This is a genomic window from Vibrio genomosp. F10 str. 9ZD137, from assembly GCF_049974785.1.
In the GTDB taxonomy this organism is placed as follows: domain Bacteria; phylum Pseudomonadota; class Gammaproteobacteria; order Enterobacterales; family Vibrionaceae; genus Vibrio.
The window spans coordinates 1-3,541 of record NZ_JBNGCJ010000492.1 but is presented as its reverse complement, the minus strand read 5'-3'; the positions used below and the strand labels follow the sequence as shown (position 1 = coordinate 3,541).

Here is a 3,541-nt window from a genome sequence, read left to right as displayed (position 1 = left end):
ACCGCTCTTCCGATCTTTGATGGCATCACAAGTGGTATAAACGTTTTCAACGCCAATGGCGATATGACCAAATGCGTTACCAAGGTCGTATTCTTTTGTTCCCCAGTTGTACGTTAGCTCAATAACGGACCCTTGGGATTCATCACCAAAGCCTAAAAATGCGAGTGTGTATTCGTACTCTTTATTCTCATTAGTTCGGAGCAGGTTCATGCCCATGACTTTTGTATAGAACTCAATAGATTTATCTAAATCTCCGACACGTAGCATTGTGTGAAGAATTCTTCCGTTTGACATTATGGACTCCTAGCTTTCTGGGTAAATTTTATCTCTAAACTCGCATAAGTCTTCAATGATACAGCTTCCACATCGAGGCTTACGGGCAACGCAAGTGTATCGACCGTGAAGTATTAGCCAGTGGTGTACATCGAGCTTAAATTCTTTGGGTATCACTTTAATGAGCTTTTCTTCAACATCATCAACGGTTTTCCCCATCGCCAATTTGGTTCGATTGGAAACTCTATAAATATGGGTGTCCACGGCGATGGTTGGCCAACCGAAAGCGGTATTAAGAACCACATTCGCGGTTTTCCTTCCTACCCCGGGTAATGCTTCTAATGCTTCTCGGTTTTCAGGAACTTCCCCTTGATGAAGATCGAGTAACATTCGACAAGTCTTGATGACGTTCTCTGCTTTTGAGTTAAATAACCCAATGGTTTTGATGTACTCTTTGACACCATCGACACCCAGATCAAATATCCCCTGCGGTGTATTTGCCACTGGGTAGAGCTTGTCCGTTGCTTTATTGACACTGACGTCTGTTGCTTGAGCCGATAATAGAACAGCGATCAATAGCTCAAACGGGCTACTCCACTTGAGCTCCGTTTGAGGGTTTGGATTATCGTCTCTAAGACGTTTTAAGATTTCGACACGCTTTATGTTATTCATTATTATTTTCACTTACATGAAAGCGTCTAGTTTGTCACTCTAGCGCGCTCAATGGTTTGTTTTTTCTCAGTTGGCTTACGAGACTTTATCTGTGAGTCGATGACATTTTTTATCGCAATAATAATTCCCACACCGATAAACGCACCCGGAGGAAGAAGCGCCAATAGAAAGCTATTATCAAACTGAAAAACTTCGATTCTCAAGGATTGCGCCCAAGCGCCTAGCAGGAGTTCAGCGCCATCAAATAAAGTGCCGTTTCCCAGTAGCTCTCGCATGGCACCAAGTAATACCAGTACAACGGTCATACCAACACCCATCCAAAAACCATCGAGTGTCGAAGGTAACACTGGATTTTTTGATGCGAATGCTTCTGCTCGTCCAATGATGACGCAGTTGGTGACAATCAGTGGAATAAATATCCCTAATGATAAATACAGCCCGTAGGTATAGGCATTCATTAATAGCTGAACGCAGGTGACGACAGAGGCAATGATCATGACAAAAACGGGGATTCGTACTTCTTTCGGCACGTAATCTCTTACCAAAGAGACCGCCACATTTGAGCAAACCAGTACGATAAGTGTTGCAATACCAAGCCCCAAAGCGTTGGTCACTGTTGATGATACAGCGAGTAGAGGACATAGCCCAAGTAACTGAACCAGTGCCGGGTTGTTGTCCCACAGCCCATTTTTTAACAGCGTTTTATTATCATTCATTTGAACCCCCACAATTAAACGATTGATTCGTTAGCTGGCCACGATTCTCATTTACAAAGCTTACTGCACGTTTGACGGCACCAACGACCGCTCTAGGTGTGATGGTCGCACCGGTGAACTGATCAAACTGACCGCCATCTTTACGTACCTTCCATGAATCTTGGTTGGTATCCGTCACTGATTTACCAATGAACCCTAGGATCCAATCGCTGACTCTTAGGTCGATTTTGTCGCCAAGTCCTGGTGTCTCCTGATGCGACAAGACGCGCGTACCAGTCACGTTACCTTGCTGATCGATACCAACTATGAGTTTAATGGCTCCGTTATAACCGTCAGGAGCAATGGCCTCAATAGCGACCGCGCTTGGTTGACCATCGAGTGTCGCAAAGTAAGCAGGCATAGAATCGTCGGTCCCTAGTGCTGAGTCTGAGACCAAGGTACACGATTGGTATAAATCATTGTCGTGAAGCTCTTTGGGAATGACTTGGTTAAGAATAGACAATAGCTGGGCTTTCTCTTGGCGTTGGATTTGATCTTTGGTTAAATGATGGGTGATCGCGACAAGCCCGGTCGTCGCGCAAGCAAAGATCGCCAATGTGAGTCCATTTTTACGAATAGCGGCTAACATAACAGTCCTTAGTGCCCATAAGTGCGTGGTTTGGTGTAATAGTCAATCATTGGTACACACATGTTGGCTAACAGCACAGCAAATGCAACACCATCGGGGAAGCCTCCCCAGCTTCGAATAACAAAGACCAAGAACCCAATGAAGGCACCAAAAATAAGGCGTCCTTTGACTGTTGTTGAAGCCGATACAGGGTCAGTTGCGATGAAGAAAGCCCCAAGCATTGTCGCACCGGAGAAGAGGTGCAATAAGGGAGTCGCTGTTTCAGCGGGTGTGATGATAGAAAAAATACTGCTCGTCACCACTAGACTGGCTAGAAACGCGACTGGAATATGCCAGTTTATGATTCTGAGTTTAATTAGCAATAGACCGCCAGCCAAATAGGCGAGGTTTATCCATTCCCATCCTACACCAGCAAAACCACTAAATTGACTTTGCTTCATGATTTCAGAAGCGGTACTTCCAGAGTGCAGTCCGGTTTTGAACGCATCTAAGGGTGTCGCCATTGTGACGCCATCTATACCCGTTCGAATCTGCGCAAGAGACAAACCTTCATGATTAAACCCACTGAAAATCAGAGAGAATGCGTCAACAAAGTAAACAGGATCTTGGCTAAGTTGTACTGGAGTCACCCAAGATGTCATCTGTACTGGGAACGAAATCAGCAAGACGACATACGCCACCATTGCTGGATTAAAGATATTTTGACCAATACCACCGTATAAATGCTTGGCAATAACAATCGCAAAAATCAACCCAATGACGATAACCCACCATGGGGAATAAGGGGGAATAGCGATAGCCAATAGCCATGCTGTGACAAGTGCACTGTAATCCCGCAGTGCAAACAATGGATGCCGCTGACGTATTAATAAGATGGCACCTTCGAGTATAACAGCAATAAATAGAGCCATTATTAACTGTATCAATGTCCCCCAGCCAAAGAAGTAACTTTGCGCAATAAGCCCAGGTAATGCAGCAATCATCACCCACTTCATTAGATCTGAGGTGCTCTTTTTATTGTGAGCGTGCGGTGAACTGGCGATAAAAAAAGCCACTAGCCTTTCTCCTTATTATTATTGGGTTGATTGGAGAGTTGTTCTTTTTGTGCTTTACGTGCCTTGGCTCGAGCAATAGCGGCGGCCACAGCGGCCTTTTTCGGATCGGCTTCAATTGGTTCAGCTGGTGACGTTGCTGTGGCTTGAGTTTCTGCCTCAGACGTTGTCGGAGTTTCGGCTTGCTGCGCTTTACGCGC

The 3,541-nt window shown here is 45.2% G+C and carries 6 protein-coding genes; all 6 read right to left on the bottom strand.

The window, feature by feature from the left end:
- A partial coding sequence (gloA, locus tag ACP45E_RS11910; RefSeq protein WP_069585038.1) for a lactoylglutathione lyase occupies positions 1 to 294 on the bottom strand: 294 nt, incomplete at its 3' end.
- A 9-nt stretch (positions 295 to 303) separates the two neighbouring features.
- Complete coding sequence (gene nth, locus ACP45E_RS11905; protein ID WP_017037617.1) at positions 304 to 945, bottom strand: endonuclease III; 642 nt, start codon at positions 943 to 945, stop codon at positions 304 to 306.
- Between the two features lie 26 nt (positions 946 to 971).
- A complete protein-coding gene (locus ACP45E_RS11900; protein ID WP_017033158.1) occupies positions 972 to 1,661 on the bottom strand; it encodes an electron transport complex subunit E in 690 nt (229 codons plus the stop codon).
- On the bottom strand, positions 1,654 to 2,289 hold the full coding sequence (gene rsxG / locus ACP45E_RS11895) for an electron transport complex subunit RsxG (RefSeq protein ID WP_017033157.1): 636 nt from the start codon (positions 2,287 to 2,289) through the stop codon (positions 1,654 to 1,656). Before rsxG ends, ACP45E_RS11900 begins: the two co-directional genes overlap by 8 nt.
- A gap of 8 nt (positions 2,290 to 2,297) precedes the next feature.
- Positions 2,298 to 3,344 (bottom strand): electron transport complex subunit RsxD, encoded by a 1,047-nt coding sequence (gene rsxD / locus ACP45E_RS11890; RefSeq protein WP_017037616.1) that lies wholly within the window; start codon positions 3,342 to 3,344, stop codon positions 2,298 to 2,300.
- The coding region (locus ACP45E_RS11885; RefSeq protein ID WP_141707316.1) for a hypothetical protein at positions 3,344 to 3,541 on the bottom strand (198 nt) is incomplete at its 5' end. The genes ACP45E_RS11885 and rsxD, both read right to left, overlap by 1 nt.

Coding starts and splice junctions, on each gene's coding strand:
- nth (WP_017037617.1), bottom strand. CDS start 945: ATGAATAACATAAAGCGTGTCGAAATCTTAAAACGTCTTAGAGACGAT.
- ACP45E_RS11900 (WP_017033158.1), bottom strand. CDS start 1,661: ATGAATGATAATAAAACGCTGTTAAAAAATGGGCTGTGGGACAACAAC.
- rsxG (WP_017033157.1), bottom strand. CDS start 2,289: ATGTTAGCCGCTATTCGTAAAAATGGACTCACATTGGCGATCTTTGCT.